The 14,234-nt window shown below is 64.0% G+C and carries 16 protein-coding genes; 1 reads left to right on the top strand and 15 read right to left on the bottom strand.

Annotation, left to right across the window (positions count from 1 at the left end):
- Positions 1-10: 10 nt before the first annotated feature.
- On the bottom strand, positions 11-1,315 hold the full coding sequence (locus HMPREF3170_RS02600) for a glycoside hydrolase family 32 protein (protein WP_070477550.1): 1,305 nt from the start codon (positions 1,313-1,315) through the stop codon (positions 11-13).
- Positions 1,316-1,338: 23 nt separating this feature from the next.
- Here HMPREF3170_RS02600 and HMPREF3170_RS02595 point away from each other — a divergent pair, with 23 nt between their 5' ends.
- A complete protein-coding gene (locus tag HMPREF3170_RS02595; RefSeq protein ID WP_070477548.1) occupies positions 1,339-2,205 on the top strand; it encodes a carbohydrate kinase family protein in 867 nt (288 codons plus the stop codon).
- On the opposite strand, the gene HMPREF3170_RS02590 is transcribed toward HMPREF3170_RS02595, so the two are convergent.
- The 14 genes from HMPREF3170_RS02590 to rpsS form a co-directional block, all read right to left on the bottom strand.
- On the bottom strand, positions 2,202-3,245 hold the full coding sequence (locus tag HMPREF3170_RS02590; protein WP_070477546.1) for an LLM class flavin-dependent oxidoreductase: 1,044 nt from the start codon (positions 3,243-3,245) through the stop codon (positions 2,202-2,204). The genes HMPREF3170_RS02595 and HMPREF3170_RS02590 overlap by 4 nt on opposite strands.
- 17 nt (positions 3,246-3,262) lie before the next feature.
- Positions 3,263-5,131 carry a glutamine--fructose-6-phosphate transaminase (isomerizing) gene (glmS, locus tag HMPREF3170_RS02585; protein ID WP_070477544.1) on the bottom strand — a complete coding sequence of 623 codons (1,869 nt, stop codon included), beginning with the start codon at positions 5,129-5,131 and terminating at the stop codon, positions 3,263-3,265.
- 52 nt (positions 5,132-5,183) lie between these two features.
- Positions 5,184-6,686 (bottom strand): SulP family inorganic anion transporter, encoded by a 1,503-nt coding sequence (locus HMPREF3170_RS02580; protein ID WP_070363091.1) that lies wholly within the window; start codon positions 6,684-6,686, stop codon positions 5,184-5,186.
- Positions 6,687-6,709: 23 nt separating this feature from the next.
- A complete protein-coding gene (locus HMPREF3170_RS02575; RefSeq protein ID WP_070477543.1) occupies positions 6,710-7,972 on the bottom strand; it encodes an ABC transporter permease in 1,263 nt (420 codons plus the stop codon).
- Positions 7,969-9,570: an efflux RND transporter periplasmic adaptor subunit gene (locus tag HMPREF3170_RS02570; protein WP_141742165.1), complete on the bottom strand. Its 1,602-nt coding sequence runs from the start codon at positions 9,568-9,570 to the stop codon at positions 7,969-7,971. The genes HMPREF3170_RS02575 and HMPREF3170_RS02570 overlap by 4 nt, the downstream gene beginning before the upstream one ends.
- 27 nt (positions 9,571-9,597) lie before the next feature.
- The gene (locus tag HMPREF3170_RS02565) at positions 9,598-9,822 is read right to left on the bottom strand and encodes a sulfurtransferase TusA family protein (RefSeq protein ID WP_070363094.1); all 225 of its coding nucleotides are present in this window, start codon (positions 9,820-9,822) and stop codon (positions 9,598-9,600) included.
- Positions 9,815-11,407: a sulfurtransferase TusA family protein gene (locus tag HMPREF3170_RS02560; protein WP_070477539.1), complete on the bottom strand. Its 1,593-nt coding sequence runs from the start codon at positions 11,405-11,407 to the stop codon at positions 9,815-9,817. Before HMPREF3170_RS02560 ends, HMPREF3170_RS02565 begins: the two co-directional genes overlap by 8 nt.
- A 7-nt stretch (positions 11,408-11,414) precedes the next feature.
- On the bottom strand, positions 11,415-11,780 hold the full coding sequence (locus HMPREF3170_RS02555) for a DsrE family protein (RefSeq protein ID WP_070477537.1): 366 nt from the start codon (positions 11,778-11,780) through the stop codon (positions 11,415-11,417).
- A 132-nt stretch (positions 11,781-11,912) separates the two neighbouring features.
- Positions 11,913-12,197, bottom strand: coding sequence for a 30S ribosomal protein S17 (rpsQ, locus tag HMPREF3170_RS02550; protein WP_070363097.1), 285 nt, complete (start codon positions 12,195-12,197; stop codon positions 11,913-11,915).
- A 2-nt stretch (positions 12,198-12,199) separates the two neighbouring features.
- The gene (rpmC, locus tag HMPREF3170_RS02545) at positions 12,200-12,430 is read right to left on the bottom strand and encodes a 50S ribosomal protein L29 (RefSeq protein WP_070363098.1); all 231 of its coding nucleotides are present in this window, start codon (positions 12,428-12,430) and stop codon (positions 12,200-12,202) included.
- Complete coding sequence (rplP, locus tag HMPREF3170_RS02540) at positions 12,430-12,846, bottom strand: 50S ribosomal protein L16 (protein ID WP_070363099.1); 417 nt, start codon at positions 12,844-12,846, stop codon at positions 12,430-12,432. The genes rpmC and rplP overlap by 1 nt, the downstream gene beginning before the upstream one ends.
- A 3-nt stretch (positions 12,847-12,849) precedes the next feature.
- Positions 12,850-13,593: a 30S ribosomal protein S3 gene (gene rpsC, locus HMPREF3170_RS02535; RefSeq protein WP_070363100.1), complete on the bottom strand. Its 744-nt coding sequence runs from the start codon at positions 13,591-13,593 to the stop codon at positions 12,850-12,852.
- Positions 13,593-13,952 (bottom strand): 50S ribosomal protein L22, encoded by a 360-nt coding sequence (rplV, locus tag HMPREF3170_RS02530; RefSeq protein ID WP_070363101.1) that lies wholly within the window; start codon positions 13,950-13,952, stop codon positions 13,593-13,595. The genes rpsC and rplV overlap by 1 nt, the downstream gene beginning before the upstream one ends.
- A gap of 3 nt (positions 13,953-13,955) precedes the next feature.
- Positions 13,956-14,231, bottom strand: a complete 276-nt coding sequence (gene rpsS / locus HMPREF3170_RS02525) for a 30S ribosomal protein S19 (RefSeq protein ID WP_070363102.1) — start codon at positions 14,229-14,231, stop codon at positions 13,956-13,958.
- Positions 14,232-14,234: the final 3 nt, after the last annotated feature.

Below are 14,234 nucleotides of genomic sequence, written 5' to 3'. Positions count from 1 at the left end.
TTGCGTCCGATTACCCCCGGTTGTGGCCGATTTCACGTACTTCCACAGCGACCCATGGGGCTCCCTCAGTACCGAAGACCGCCGAGGAGAACGCCACTTCCCCGTCTCCGGCAACAACTTCGAGCGCCGCCCCGTCAGCGCACACCACGAGTTCGCCCTGCGCGCACTCGGCGCGGCGCTCGTCACCGCCGACCGTCACGCTCAGCGTTCCACGCCCGGCCTCGCCAGGCCGCCACGCCACGTGAGCACCAACGCCACCGGCATCGTCGACCAGGTCGGCCTCCCACGGCTGTCCCCTGAGAACTTCGCGGTGCACGACCATCCCCGCGGGATCGGTTGGGAGAAGGAGTTCGGTGCGAAGCTGGCCGTCGACAAGTTGGAGCCTGCGAGGCAACGTCAGCTGATGCACCCAGCCCTCTGCCTGAAGCGTTGGGGTGTCATCGCGGGCAGGCAGTCCCATCCAACCGAGCAACAGCGCATCGCCATCGTCCTCGGCGACCATCTGCGGCGCGTAAAACTGATGCCCAAAGTCCAACGCCCGGAACTGCGACTCCACGCGAAACCACAGGCCATCAAGCGAACCGACGACGTAGCCGCACTCGTCCGAGCCCGGGTACTGCGGGCACAGCACCAGCACCTCGCGCCACTGCCCCGTCGCGTGGTCACGCATCCGCAGCAGGTTCGGGCACTCCCACATGTAGGCGGCCTCAACGCGCGGGTCCAGCCCCTCGAACTGCAGCGCGCCAGCAAACGACCAGTTCACCAGGTCCGGTGACTCGTAGAGCACCACCGCGCCGCGCTCCTCCTCACGCTGCGCACCGAGCACCATGCGCCAGGAGCCGTCCTCATTCTGAGTGACGTGCGGGTCCCGGTAGTGGGCGGTAAAGCCGAGGGCTGGGCCGTCAATGAGCGGATTCTCCGGCGCACGGTGGTACACACCGCCCATCGGGCCCTCCAAGTCCTCAACGCGGACCAGGTTCTGCGTGGTCAGGCGGCGCCCATCCTCCTTCACGTTGCCGGTGTAAAACAGCATGACCTCACCGTCGTGGACCACGGAGGACCCGGAGTAGCACCCGTGCGTGTCGTACGGGAAGTCCGGATACAGCGCGTCCGGAAGGTGGCGCCACTGGCCCAGGCCCTCCTCACCCCCAATTGTGGTGACGGCGTGGCCCCAACCGGTGCGCTTCGCAGCGTGCGGAAAGCACGGATCATGCTGGTAAAACACGTGGAGTTGGTCGCCGATGAACGTGACGCCGTTCGGGTCGTTGAGGCGCCCTTGCGGCGGGGACAGGTGAAATGTTGGCCGGTACGTCATGCGACTTAGTCTACGGTGGAACCATGATCACTGTGTACGGCGAAGCCCTCGTTGACCTTGTCCCCCAGGACCGTTCCCCGCTCGCGCCGCTGGTGCCCGCGCTCGGTGGCGGCCCGTTCAATGTGGCCCGAGCTCTGGGCCGACTCGGCGCAGACGTCTCCTTCCAGTCACGGTTGTCTCGTGACAACTTCGGGGAGGCACTCGCCCAATCGCTTCTCGACGCCCACGTGGACCTCACCAACTGCGGCCGCGGCGACGAGCCCACTACCCTGGCCGTCACCGCGCTGGCGGAGAACGGCTCGGCGACCTACACCTTCTACGTTGACGGCACCGCCGACCGCTTTGCACAGCCAGTCCCGGTGCAGGAGGGCTACGCGGTGTTCGGGACCCTGTCCCTGGCGCTAGAGCCCGCGTCGCTGCGCTACGCGGAGGCCGCCTCTGAGTCGGCGAAGCACGGCGCAATCGTCTGCCTGGACCCGAATATCCGCCCGGCGTTCGCTTCCGAGAAACACCGCCTGTTCCTGCGGGGGCTGCTCGATTCCGTAACGGTGCTCAAACTCTCCGACGAGGAAGTCGAGTTCCTCGGTGACACCTCCCACGTGCCAGTCGTGGTGACCACGCTCGGCGCCGACGGCCTGCGGGTACGCGCGCCGTTCGGCACGGTCACGGTCCCGTCACCGAAGGTCACGGTCGCGGACACGATCGGCGCCGGCGACACGGTGATGGCGGCGCTGGTCCACCAGTTCGACGCCCGCGGCCTGGACCGCGACGGCCTGCTCGCCCTCGGCGAGGAGGAATGGTGCGACATCCTCACGTTCGCCACCCGCGCGGCCGCGATCACGGTGTCGCGCACCGGCGCAGACACCCCCTTCGCCCACGAGCTGGATTAGGAAGCCGCGTTCGCTGGCTCCCACCCAAGCGCCGGCGCGACGTGCTCGGCGAACCCGCGCAGGATCTGCATGCACACGTCCACCCCGGCCTGGTTCGGAACGGTGAGCATCAGCGTGTCCGCGGCCTGGATTGCTGGGTCATTACCGAGCTCCTCGATAAGCTGATCGGCCTCTGCGGCGTACGTCTTGCCGAACGTGGTGTACACACCACGCTCAATCTGACCGATCTGTTCCTCGGTATCCAGCAGTCCGAAGAGCCGCTCGGTGTCCTCGTCCACGATCGGAAAGATAGAACGAGAAACAGAAACGCGCGGCTCCCAGTCGTGGCCCGCGGCCGCCCACGCCTTCCGGTAGTGCTGAATCTGTTCCGCCTGCAGCTCGCCGAGGCTGCGGCCGTCGGCTTCCGAAATCAGCGTGGAGCTCATCAGGTTCACGCCGTCGCGGGCAGCCTGCTCGGCGCTGGCGAACGTACCTGCTCCCCACCACACCCGGCGCGCCGCATCCTCGGAGTGTGGCATCACCGAGAGCGGGCTGGCAGGCGGGTACATCTGCGGGTACTGCTCCTCAAGGGATGCGGCGAGCGCCATCGGGTCCCCGCGCAGCGCGGAAATGAAACGCTGGAAATGTGCACGCGCCAGGTCAGAACCGTTCGCGGCCTCTGACTCGTAGCCGAAAGCGCGCCACCCTCTATCGGCAGGCTCCGGTGACCCGCGGGAGACGCCGAAGGCGAGGCGGCCGTCGCTTAGCAAATCGAGCGCGGCGACGTCCTCCGCGAGCTGCAGCGGGTTGGCGTAGCGCATATCGACGACGCCGGTGCCCACCTCAATGTGCTTCGTCGCCGACGCCATCGCGCCAAGCAGGGCAATCGGAGACGCGAACTGCGGCGCGAAGTGGTGCACTCGCACGTAGGCGCCGTTGACACCAATCGCGTCCGCCTGGCGCGCGAGCTCCACGGTGTCCTGTAGCGCCTCGCGCGCGGTCATCCCCTGGCGCCCGGGTGGTGCGTGGTGGCCGAATGAAAGGAACCCAAACTTCTTCATGCGGCCACTCTAGCGCGCTACTCCACCGTGACGGACTTCGCCAGGTTGCGTGGCTGGTCCACGTTCAAGCCACGTGCTTGCGCAACGGTGCAGGCGAAGATCTGCAGCGGGATCGTCGACAAGAGGGGCTGCATGAGGCCGGCCGACTGCGGGATGCGGATCACGTGGTTGGCGAAGCGGTTCACGTCTTCGTCGCCCTCCTCCGCGATCACGATGGTGACGGCACCACGCGCGCGGACTTCCTGGATGTTGGAGACAACCTTGGCGTGCAGGTTGTGGCGCGAACGCTTCGACGGCACGATGACGAACACCGGCTGCCCTTCCTCAACCAGCGCGATCGGGCCGTGCTTGAGCTCGCCTGCGGCGAAGCCCTCGGAGTGCAGGTAGGCGACCTCCTTGAGCTTCAGTGCACCCTCGAGCGCGACTGGGAAGCCGACGTGGCGGCCGAGGAAGAGCACCGACTTCGCGTCGGCGAGCTCGCGGCCAAGTTCCTGGATTTCTGCCTCGTTGTCCAGGATCCACTGGATCTTCTCCGGCATCTCCTCCAGCTCAGCAATGATGGTCTGGATTTCGTCGGTGAACTTGTTGCCGCGAACCTGCGCCAGGTACAGCGCCAACAGGTAGGACGCCACGATCTGGGAGATGAACGCCTTCGTCGACGCCACTGCGATCTCTGGGCCGGCGTAGGTGTACAGGGAGGCGTCGGCCTCACGCGGGATGGAGGAGCCGACCGTGTTGCAGATCGCGATGACCTTCGCGCCCTGCTCGCGCGCGTGGCGTACAGCCATGAGGGTGTCCATGGTCTCGCCGGACTGCGAAATTGCTACGACCAGGGTGTTCGGGGTGACGATCGGGTCGCGGTAGCGGAACTCGTGCGCCAGCTCGACCTCCGTCGGGATGCGGCACCAGTGCTCAATCGCGTACTTCGCCACGTGCCCCGCGTACGCAGCGGTACCGCAGGCCACGATGATGATCTTGTCGACGCTGCGCAGCACGGACTCGTCGATACGTAGTTCGTCGAGCGTGAGCTTGCCCTCGGCGTCGAAGCGGCCGTACAGCGTGTCGCGAACGGCAGCCGGTTGGTCGTGGATCTCCTTCGCCATGAAGGAATCAAACCCACCCTTTTCTGCGGCGGTGACGTCCCACTCGACGCGGAACGGGCTGCCCTCGGCGTGGTTGCCTTCGAAGTCAATGATGTCGTAGTTGTCAGCGGTCAGGGTGACGATCTGCCCGTTGTCCATCTCCACCGCGTCGCGGGTGAACTCGATGAAGCCGGAGACGTCAGAGCTGAGGAAGTTCTCACCCTCGCCCAGGCCGATCACCAGCGGTGAGTTCCAGCGCGCCGCAACGATACGGTCCGGGAATTCCTGCTCGATGGCCAGCAGCGTGAACGCGCCCTCGAGTCGCAGGGCGGTCAGGCGCATTGCCTCGGTGAGGTCCTTGTTCGCCTCAGTATTGAAGATGTCCAGCAGCAGCGTGGCTGCCACCTCGGTGTCAGTTTCGGAGCGGAACGTGTAGCCCTTCTCGCTCAGCTCAGCACGAAGTGCCGCGAAGTTCTCGATGATGCCGTTGTGCACCACGGCCAGTGCGCCGTCGCCGACGACGTGGGGGTGGGCGTTGGCGTCGGTAGGCCCGCCGTGGGTTGCCCACCGGGTGTGCCCGATGCCCAGGTTGGAAGGCGCAAGCGGCGCCTCTGTGATGGCCTGCTCTAGGTCCGCGACCTTGCCTGCCTTCTTCCTGCACGCGATGGTGTCGCCCTGCATGACTGCTACCCCGGCCGAGTCATAACCGCGGTATTCGAGCCTGCGAAGCCCATCAATAATGACGGTGAGGGCGTCGTGCTCGCGTGCACGCTCGCCACCTATGTATCCAACGATTCCACACATGGGGCGAATTTTACACGCGGCGTAGTTCCTGAAAAAGTGACGCCGCCGAACCCTATCCCAGCGAGCCCGTGAGCTTGCCGTGAAACTCCGTGGTACTCGGGTTCATGCCGATGAAGCGCACGTGCTTGCCGCGCTCCTCGTATTTTTGTTCAATGCTGTCGAGCGCCGCGACCGTCGACGCGTCCCACACGTGCGCGCGGTGCAGGTCCACGACCACTTCGTCGGGGTCCTCCGAGTACATGAACAGAGTGGTCAGGTCGTTGGAGGAGGCAAACAGCAGCTGGCCGGACACCACGTAGTGAGCCACGCCGTCGACAACTTCGCGGGTCACTTCCACCAGGTGGGCGACGTTTCGCACAAAGATTACCGACGCCACAAGCACACCCACCACGACGCCGATAGCCAGGTTGTTCGTCGCCAGCACCACTGCAACCGTGATCAGCATCGTGACGGTTTCCGAAGCCGGCAGCTTGCGCAGCGTGCTCGGCATCACCGAGTGCCAGTCGAACGTGCCCACCGACACCATCACCATCACGGCAACCAGCGCAGCCATCGGGATCATGGCGACGTACTCGCCGAACGCGAGCATCAAAATCAGCAGGAACGCGCCCGCCAGGAAGGTGGAAATACGGGTGCGAGCCCCCGAGACCTTCACGTTGATCATGGACTGGCCGATCATGGCGCAGCCACCCATCCCGCCGAACAGGCCGGTGACAATGTTCGCGACGCCCTGCCCCCAGCTCTCGCGAGTCTTGTTGGAGTGCGTGTCCGTGACTTCGTCGATCAGCTTCGCGGTCATCAGCGACTCCATCAGCCCGACAAGCGCCACGCCGAGCGAGTACGGTGCGATGATCCGAAGCGTCTCCCAGGTCAGCGGCACGTGCGGGATGAAGAATTCGGGCAGGCTGCTCGGCAGCTCGCCGCGGTCCCCGACCGTCGGGACCGGCGCATTCGTTGCGACCGCGATGAGCGTCACCACGAGGATCGCCACAAGCGGCGCCGGGATCGCCTGCGTGAACTTCGGCATCACCACCATGATCACGATGGCCAGCGCCAGCAGCGGGTACACCGCCCAGTGAATGCCGATGATTTCGGGCAGCTGCGCCACAAAGATGAGAATCGCCAGCGCGTTGACGAAGCCAATCATCACGCTTCGCGGCAAGAACCGCATCAGCGTTGCGACGCCAGCAACCGCCAACAGAATCTGAAACACCCCGGCGAGCATGATGGCCGCCACCATGTAGTCGTAGCCGTAGTCCCGCACCAGCGGCGCGATGACCAGCGCGACCGCACCCGTGGCGGCCGCAATCATGGCGGGTCGCCCGCCCGTAATCGCGATCACCATCGCCATGATGAAGGAGGAGTACAGCCCGATCTTCGGGTCCACCCCGGCGATGATGGAGAAGCTGATCGCCTCCGGGATCAGCGCCAGCGCCACAACTAGCCCGGCGAGGACCTCTTTCGTCAGGATGCGCGGTGTCTTCAGCGCTGTCGCCACTGACGGCTCGGGCTTGTACCGGCGCGTGTTTTCCGTGGTCAGCACGGTGGCTGCCATATGTGTCACTCCAAACGTTGTTGCTATTCGTAGCGCAGGGCTTCGATCGGGTTCATTCTCGATGCGCGGTTTGCCGGGTAGTAGCCGAAGAACAGGCCAATCAGCAGCGCGAATACCAGTGAGAGTAGCACTGCCGTGATCGGTGGCAGCACGAAGGCGTTGAGCAGGAGCGCACCGAGCATGCCGAAGCCCGCGCCCACGACCACGCCGAACACGCCGCCGATCAGGCAGACGATCATCGCCTCAGTGACGAACTGCATGCGGATCATCCGCCTCGTCGCCCCGAGCGCCATACGCACGCCGATCTCGCGGGTGCGTTCCGTCACGGTGATTAGCATGATGTTCATCACGCCGATGCCGCCCACCAGCAGCGAGATCCCGCCGATTGCGGAGACCACCACGCTCATCATGGTCAACGTCTGGTTGAGCTGATCGATGTCACGCTTCATGTCGGCCACTTTCCCCTTGTAATCGGGGTCGTCCTCATAGGCACGGTCCGCCCACGCCTGGACGTCCTTGGCCACTTGATCGGTGTCGGCGCCATCGGCGACGCGCACACTCACGTTGTCTACGCCAGGCACCGGTGTGCGCATCATGTCCGGCTGCACCGTGTACGGCACCGCCATCATCGACTGCGAAAAGTCCCCGACCAGCACGCCTTGCTTCTCAAAGTGCCCGTACGCGCCGACCACCTGCACCGAAGCGTACTGCCCGCCGATGTCCAGCTCGACTTCCTGCCCGATCGCCGAATCAGGGTCGTTATTGAACAGCTGCTCCACAACCTCCGGCGAGACCACCGCCACGGCGCGGTTCGCCTCAATGTCGTCTTGGGTCAGAAATCGCCCGGCGGTCAGCGGCAGGTTCTGCATCTCCAGCTGGTCAGCGTTGACAAAACTCACCATCGTGGTGCCGTGCGCCAGCCCGCGTGTCGCCTGAGCTGTCGAGCTATCCAACTCAAACGCGATACCCTTCGCCCGCGTCCCGAGTTCGGCGCGCAGGTCCTCGATCATGTCGGGGGTGAGCTTCGAGGCGTCGTCAATTTCTTGGAACATGTAGCGGGCGGCCTCGCTGTCATCCTCCTGGCGGGGCTTGACTTCGAGGTGGACGTCGTGAATGCCGAACTGCTCCAGGCTATCCAGCGTCTGCTTCTGCATCGCCTTACCCAGCGTCATAATCGCAATCACCGAGGCGATGCCAATGATCACCCCGAGCAGCGTCAGCGCCGAGCGCATCTTGTTCGCCCGCAGGCTCACCGTGGCGAGCCTGACAGATTCGCGCGGGTTCACTCCTGCTCCTCAACCAAGGTCACGGTGGCACCGACGCGTTCGCGATACTCGGCAGGCTTGTTCAGCACCCGCGTCCCCTTCTCGACGCCCTCTACGACCACATCCGAATCCGACACCAGCCCAACCTTGACAGGCGTCTTCACTACCTCGAACTTGTCCCCGTCATCCTTCGGGCGCAGCGCGTACACCGAGTAGCTACCGTTCTCATCGACGACGGCCTCCCGCGGCACAGCGAGCGCGTCCTTCGCGGACTCCGTGGTGATCTGCGCCTTGGCCGTGCCGCCGATCTTGAGGCCCTCGGTATCACCCAGAACCTCGATCTCCACGGGGAACTCCGGGCGCGCCGCCTGCGCCGACGCCCCATCCGCCGCGGGCTGCGTTTCCGCAACCGATGAAACATCCAGCACACGGCCCTTAAACTTCTTCGCGCCGGTGCCAGGCGTGGTGAACGAGACGGCGTCGCCCGGCTTCATCTTCGCCGAGTCCAGCTCCTTGACGCTCGCGCGCAGCACCAGCCGGTTCGGGTCCGCCACAGAGAGCAGATAGCCCGTCGGCGTCTGCCCCTGCTTCACCGCGACCTCCGCGACCACACCCGCGATCGGGGCTCGCACCTGGCCCGACGCCACGTCGACCTCAAGCTGCGCGATTGACTGGCCCGCCGCGGCCTGCGCCGCCTGCACCCCACGCTGTGCCTGCTGCACCGCTGCCGCCTGGGAGTCGAGCTGCTGCTGGGCCGCAAGCTTTGCTACCTCGAGCCCGACCGCTGCCTCCGCCTTCGCATCAAACGCCTGAGCTACGGCGCGCTGCTTCGCCGCAAGATCCGCGTCGGTGTCGTTGAGGGCAGCGTCGTACGCCTTTTGCGCCGCAGAAAGGTTGTGCTTCGCGCCGCGGAAACGCTCGTCGGCCTCCAGTTTGCTCAGCAACGGCTGCACAGCATCGTCTTGCGCCATCCCGGATTGGAAGATGCCGTGGTTGCCGCGCACAGACTCCAGGGCCGCCGTCAGCGCGTCACGACGCGCCGAGTCCACGCCCTGCGCCTGCGTAAGCAGCGTGCTGTCCAGGCCCGCAGCGACTGCTTTCTTTCGCTGCTCGAAAACTGCGGTAGCCTCCTGCAACTGGCCATCAGCCTGGCGAAGGGCCGCCTCCGCCTGCGTCACCTGCGGGTTCAGGCCACGCTGCATCGCGTCGCTCGACTGCTGGTAAGCCTGCTGGGCCTGCTCAAGCTGATTCTGCGCCGCGACATCCGCCGAAATCTGCTGCGCGCGCTGCGCATCAATCTCACGCTGGACCCCCGACGTATCCAGGACCGCGACGACCTGGCCCGCCTCGACACGCTGTCCCACCTTCACGTTCAGGGCTGTGACCGGGCCGGTCAGGTGCGTCGTCAACGCGGTCACCGTGGCAGCCTCCACCGTCGCGGTGACCGGCACTTTGGCAGCAACATCACGAGGAGCGAGCTCTGTCGTATCAGCTGCCATGACCGGCTGACCGCCCCCAAACCCGCAGGCGGCGGTAGAGGCAAGAATACAAAGCCCGAGCCCAACGGTTGCGAGGGCTCGGGAAACGACACGGTTCGTTCGGCGCAGTCCTTTATTCACAGCGCTAAGGATAGCCGAAGTTTCACATCAATCAGAAGTTTTACGGATATAAAACTCCGGGTGATCCGCGCGCAGCAACGTGTTGCCAGTCAGGCCGCACCAGGCACGAATATCGATATCGATCGCCTCGTTCGTGGACCGCAAGTGCAGCACTTCCCCATCCTTGATCTGGTCGCGGAACAAGAGGAAGAGGCGCACCAGGACATCACCGCACGCGATGTCCTGGGCGTCCCAGTAGTGATCCTCATGCATTGCGGCGCGCCATCACATTGTCGCGGGCCTGCACAATGAGCGCGAGCTGCTGCTCAGCCAAGTTCGCGGCCACGATTGGGTTATCCGCAAACGTTGCAAAACCGCAGTCCGTGGAGAAGACCACCCGGTCAGCCCCGAACGTGTCCAGGGCTCGCTCGATGCGCGCCTCCACTGCCTCGACCGGCTCCAGCTCCTGGAGCTTTTGGTTCAGCACGCCAACGCAGATGCGCTGGTCGTCGCGGATTCCCTCGAGGGCTCGGATATCGCCGGCGCGTGGCGTCGCCAACTCCATGGACAACATACCCACGTTCAGCGAGGCGAACAGCTCAACAAACGGGGCGTAATCGCCCGTCAGCGCCGCCGACTCGTCCGTGGTCCAGTTGCCGCGGCACACGTGCAGCGCCAACCTGTCCTTCGGCAGCCCCTCAGTGAGCTCATCGAGCAACGACTTCGCGAACTCCAGCTCCTCATCCACCGTGCCCTCCAGGCCGTCGAGCGCGCCACACATAAACGTGCGGCCACCCCCGCCTGCCTGCCCGTACACGACTTCAGTAAGCACCGGCTCATCGATCTGCACCAGCGACGTTCCCTTCGCCAGCAATTCGTGGAGCTCCTCGCGTAGCACGCGGACGATATCCTTCGACATCTCCTCGCGGTTCTCGTACGCGCGGTCGGAGACACACTCCATCCACATCGTGCGCGTGAGCAGATACGGCCCCGGCAGGCACACCTTCACCGGGCGGTCGGTGAGCTGCTGCACGAACTCAACCTCGTGCGCAACCAGCGGCTTATCGCGACCAAGCGAGCCAAAGACCGCCGGGTGGCGCACCTCGCCCGCCGGGACGTCCAACGCGCGAAGCTCGCGCTCGAACTCCTCCGGGTCATCCACGTACGGCAGCAGGTCCGTAATCGGGATGAGCTGGCAGTTCTGCAGACGCCCCGCGACGAAGCTCGAGTAGTTGTCGCGTCGCATTTCACCATCCGTGACGACGTCCATTCCGGCCCGCTCCTGCGCCGCAAGCACAAGGCGCACTGCGTCGTCGGCTGTGGCCTGGAACGTGCCCTCATCCATCCGCTCTTCGAGGTGGCGGTGCAGCGCATCCAACAACCACGGAGACCGTGGCCAAGAGCCCATCGTCAGCACAGATCCCGCCGGAATCTCCGGCGCGGGAGCTGGCTCAGGCAGTTCCTTGGCGATCGTCGGCTCCACGACCTCCTGCGTCACCGGCATCTGCGGGCGCTTGCGCGGCCCCTTCTTCTTTTTCGGGCGCACAGCCTCGGGAGCGGCCGGGATGTCAGCAACCTCCACGGGCTTCGTGAACGCCCCCTTCGACACAAGGAAGCGCCACCGCTTGTGCTCTGGCTCCTCAACCACGTTGACCAGGTCGTTGCCAGTCAAGTTACACCAGGAAGGCAGGTCCACCTTGACTGTGGGGTCGTAGGAGATAATCTCCAGCAGCTGGCCAGACTCGAGCGGATCGATGTTCTTTCGGATCAATAACAGCAACCCGTTACCGCAGTCCAGATCGCCACCGTCGAAGCTGGCGTCTGGGGCGTACGGGTGCAGATTCTCGGACTGAGACATCGTTGCCTTAGTAGGAAACGCTTGGGGTGCCGTCTGCCAGGAACTCAACCAGCTTTGCGCCGCCGACGATGGTGGCGCCGTCGATAAGATCCTCTTCCCCGAAGCCGCGCTTCTTGGCACAAGGCGCGCACACGTACAGCTTGCCCTCTGCGGCAACGAAGTTCTCAATCAACTCCTTGATTGGAGCGAAGCCCTCCTCATGGATGTCGTCCGCGTAGCCCTTCGCAGCGAGGCGAGCGCCCTCGGAAGACAGGAAGACCATCGTGTCCTGCGCGGAACCTACAGCAGCGTTGGCGACGACGAAACCGAGCGTCGCAAGGTCCTCATTGTCCTTCGCGTGTGCAACAGTGACGCAAAACTTGCCAGTACCCATAGTGAACTCCTTTTCATTGAACGTTACGAGCACCAGAAAGTCTACCGAAATAGAAAAAGCACCACCCCGTCGTAACGAAACTTGGGGGTGGTGCTCTCTTGTCCTTGAGTCGGACGCCTCTACCGGATGGGTTTAGCGTGCCTTCTCAATGATCTCCACGAGACGGAAGTGCTTGTCCTTGGACAGCGGACGCGTCTCCTGGATGCGGACGAGGTCGCCAACACCGGCGGTGTTCTCCTCGTCGTGTGCCTTCACGCGCTTGGTGGTACGGACGATCTTGCCGTACAGGGCGTGGGACTTGCGGTCCTCGACCTCGACAACGATGGTCTTGTCCATCTTGTCGGAGACGACGTAGCCGCGGCGGTTCTTCTGAACACGCTTCTCGTTGGTCTGTTCGTTCACGTTTGCCTCACTCATGATTAAGCCTCAGCTCCCGGAACAACGGACAGGCCGAGCTCGCGCTCGCGCAGCACGGTGTAGATACGTGCGATGTCGCGCTTCACGGTGGAGATGCGGCGGTTGTTGGTCAGCTGGCCGGTAGCAAGCTGGAAGCGCAGGTTAAACAGCTCTTCCTTTGCCTCGGACAGACGAGCGCGCAGCTCTTCGTCGTTGAGCTCGCGGAACTCGGATGCGGGGGTACCGTTTGCCATTAGAACTGGTCCTCCTTCTTGATGATGCGAACCTTGCAAGGCAGCTTCGCGCCTGCGCGGCGCAGTGCCTCGATAGCGGTTGCGTCGTTCGGGTAGGACATCTCAAAGAGAATACGTCCCGGCTTTACGTTAGCGACCCACTTCTCGACAGGGCCCTTACCGGAGCCCATACGAACACCGAGCGGCTTCTGCGTCAACGGACGGTCCGGGAAGATGTTGATCCAGACCTTGCCACCACGCTTGACGTGGCGGTTGATCGCAATACGAGCCGCCTCAATCTGACGGTTGGTGATGTACGCCGGCTCGAGAGCCTGCAGAGCGTAGTCACCGAAGTTGATCGTGTTGCCACCCTTGGACACGCCAGAACGAGTCGGGCGGTGCTGGCGGCGGTACTTCACACGCTTAGGAATAAGCATTGATTAGCCCTCCTGCTTCTGCTCTGCACGCTGGCGGCGCTGGCCACCACGGCGTGGGCGGCGATCGCCACGGCCACGACGCTCGTTCGACGGAGCGTTGAGCTCGGACTCGCGCACGCCACCGACGACGTCGCCCTTGTAGATCCAAACCTTGACGCCGATGACGCCGAAGGTCGTGTGTGCTTCTGCGATGCCGTAGTCGATCTCAGCACGAAGGGTGTGCAGTGGCACACGGCCTTCGTGGTAGCGCTCAACGCGGGACATTTCAGCGCCGCCGAGACGACCCGAGGTCATGACCTTGATGCCCTTGACCTGTGGGTTACGCATAGCGGACTGGATTGCCTTGCGCATCGCACGACGGAACGCAACGCGGTTGACCAGCTGTTCAGCGATGGACTGAGCAACGAGCGTCGCGTCGGCGTCGACGTTCTTGACCTCGAGGATGTTCAGCGCAACCATCTTGCCGGTGAGCTTCTCGAGCTCACGGCGGATGCGGTCAGCCTCAGCGCCACGACGGCCAATCACGATGCCCGGGCGGGCAGTGTGAATGTCGACGCGGACGCGGTCACGGGTGCGCTCGATGACAACGTCGGAGATACCGGCGCGCTCGAGGCCCTTGGACAGGAACTCGCGGATCTTGATGTCTTCTGCGACGTAATCAGCGTAGTTCTTGTCGGCGTACCAGTGGGACTTCCAGTCGGACGTGATACCCAGGCGCAGGCCGTGTGGGTGAATCTTCTGGCCCATTACTTCGCCCCTTCCTTGGACTCGACAACTACGGTGATGTGCGAGGTGCGCTTCCGGATCTGGAATGCGCGACCCTGAGCGCGTGGCTGGAAGCGACGCATGGTCGGACCTTCGTTTGCCCAGCACTCGGAGACGACCAGCGTACGCGGGTCCAAACCGAAGTTGTTTTCAGCGTTGGCGGCTGCAGATGCAACAACCTTGGCGACGTCCTTCGCAGCACCCTGTGGTGCGTACTTCAGGACTGCGAGAGCCTCGGAGACGGACTTCCCACGGACGAGGGCGAGCACGCGGCGCGCCTTCATCGGGGAAACACGAACGAACTTGGCCGTCGCGGATGCAGTGGTGATGGTGTCAGCCATTGCTTATCGACGTCCCTTCTGTTCCTTGACGTGACCCTTAAAGGTCTTGGTTGGTGCAAACTCGCCGAGCTTGTGGCCGACCATGGACTCGTCGACAAACACCGGGACGTGCTTGCGGCCGTCGTGGACGGCGAAAGTGTGTCCGATGAAATCTGGGAGAATGGTCGAACGGCGAGACCAGGTCTTGATTACCTGCTTGGTGCCTGCATCGTTCTGAGCGTCCACCTTGTTGAGGAGGTGCTCATCGACGAACGGGCCTTTCTTTAGGCTACGTGGCATGTC

The organism is Corynebacterium sp. HMSC08D02, assembly GCF_001807505.1.
Lineage (GTDB): Bacteria > Actinomycetota > Actinomycetes > Mycobacteriales > Mycobacteriaceae > Corynebacterium > Corynebacterium pseudogenitalium.
This window is presented reverse-complemented; position numbering and strand designations above follow the sequence as displayed.